The 1,877-nt window shown below is 75.1% G+C and carries 2 protein-coding genes; one reads left to right on the top strand and one right to left on the bottom strand.

Annotated elements, in window-relative coordinates; genetic code table 11:
• Positions 1–813 (top strand): diacylglycerol kinase (locus ACFV6D_RS38815; protein WP_380563446.1); only part of this gene is annotated, 813 nt, incomplete at its 5' end.
• Between the two features lie 31 nt (positions 814–844).
• Here ACFV6D_RS38815 and ACFV6D_RS38810 read toward each other — a convergent pair.
• Positions 845–1,765 carry a DUF6891 domain-containing protein gene (locus ACFV6D_RS38810; RefSeq protein ID WP_380563448.1) on the bottom strand — a complete coding sequence of 307 codons (921 nt, stop codon included), beginning with the start codon at positions 1,763–1,765 and terminating at the stop codon, positions 845–847.
• Positions 1,766–1,877 lie beyond the last annotated feature (112 nt).

Below are 1,877 nucleotides of genomic sequence, written 5' to 3'. Positions count from 1 at the left end.
AGGCGCCCCCCCCGGCGCGACCGGCGCGCCGCGACGGCGGCCCGCCCCCGCGAGGCGCCGGCCGCCCGCCCCCGGGGGGCGGGGGGGGCGGGCGTCGACGCCGTCGTGGCCGTCGGCGGCGACGGCATGGTCAACCTCGCGCTCCAGGCCGTCGCCGGCACCGCCGTCCCGCTCGGCGTGATACCCGCCGGCACCGGCAACGACCACGCCCGTGCCTACGGACTCCCGCTCGCCACCCCCGAAGCCGCCGCCGACGTCGTCGCCGCCGGACGCACCAGGACCGTCGACCTCGGCCTGGTCACCGCCGCCGACGGCACCACCCGCTGGTACGGCTCCGTCCTCGCCACCGGCTTCGACTCGCTGGTCAGCGACCGTGCCAACCGCCTGCGCTGGCCCCGCGGCCGGATGCGCTACAACCTGGCCATCCTCGCCGAGTTCGCCAACCTGCGCCCGCTGCCCTTCCGCATCACCCTCGCCGACGGCACCGTCATCGAACGCGACCTCACCCTGGCCGCCGTCGGCAACACCCGCAGCTACGGCGGCGGCATGCTCATCTGCCCCGACGCCCTCCCGGACGACGGCCTCCTCGACCTCACCCTCGTCGCCGCCATGCCCCGGCTGCGCATCGCCCGCTTCTTCCCCACCCTCTTCAAGGGCACCCACACCACCCACCCCGAAGTCACCACCCACCGCACCGCATCCCTGCGGATCGACTCCCCCGCCATCACCGCCTACGCCGACGGCGAGTTCATCGCGGCCCTCCCCGTCGACGTGAGCGCCGCCCCCGGCGCCCTCCACCTCCTGGTGCCGTGACCCACCCGTCTCCCCGTCGGAGCCGCGAGCCTCACCCGGTCAGGCGGCGGCGCCAGAGGAGCGGGCGGATCTCTATCGCATGGGAGGGGTCGGCGTTCCAGCGGGCGGGCAGGCCGGCCTCGGTGAGCGCGGCGGCCACCTCGTGACCGATGGCGGTGGTGGTCAGCGGGGAGGCGTCGAAGCCGCCGTAGCGGAGGGCGAGGCCGTGGCCGGCGGCGGCGGAGTCGGTGGACTGGGTATGGAAGTAGACGTAGCCGCGGGCGTCCGGCGCCCCGGCGGCGGCGATCTCGGCGTCGCCGCAGGAACCGCAGCAGCTGAAGTGCTCCCGGGCGGTGATGCCGGCCTCCTCCAGGGCGGCGAAAGCCCGGGTGAGGCGTTCCGGGTCGGTCTCGCCGATCCAGCCGGTCTGCTCGCCGACGCGCTCCAGCCAGAGCCGGTCGGCCAGTTGCTCGGCCTGGTCGCGGGAGGGCGGGCGGTGGTCGCCGGAGGCCAGGTGGTCCTCGGCGAGTTCGGCGAGCTCGGCGCGGGTGGTGTAGCCGCCGGCCAGGGTGAGGCGCAGCCGGTCGTGCAACTGCCGCAGGTCGTCGGCGGGCAGGTCGAGCGGCGGGGCGGGCTCGGGCTGCGGGCCCAGGTCGAGCGGCTGCCAGTCCAGGCCGTCGCCCCAGCCCGGCTCGTGCCGCGCCCAGCCCGTCATCGCGGCGATGACCGCCTCGGGACCGTCGGTGCGCACCTCGAAGTGCCGGGCGGCGGAGCCGTCGCGGTGTTCGAGCGTGTACTCGCCGCCTTCGGCGTGCCACACCTGGATGAAGACGTCCGGCAGGTCCGGTATCCGCTGGGCGACCAGGAAGCGGTCGCCCTTCGCGCCGATCCGCCGCACCAGCCGCGCCAACTCGGCCGCCTCCACCCGGAGGTGGCGCGTCCCGTCGTTCTCCTGCACCCCGATCGCCAGCATGTGGATCACCCAACCACACGCCACTGACACTGATAGTTCTAACCGGGTCCCTGGTGGTCGTGGCTCTGCCACTGACTGACGCCCTGCTGGGCTGTCCTCCGGTTGTTCTGTC

The organism is Kitasatospora sp. NPDC059812 (assembly GCF_042732075.1).
GTDB lineage: Bacteria > Actinomycetota > Actinomycetes > Streptomycetales > Streptomycetaceae > Kitasatospora.
The sequence above is the reverse complement of the archived record's forward strand: the minus strand, read 5'-3'. Positions and strand labels throughout refer to the sequence as shown.

What these genes read in the sequence shown, in the direction of transcription:
- ACFV6D_RS38810 (WP_380563448.1), bottom strand. Translation starts at nt 1,765, where the DNA reads ATGCTGGCGATCGGGGTGCAGGAGAACGACGGGACGCGCCACCTCCGG.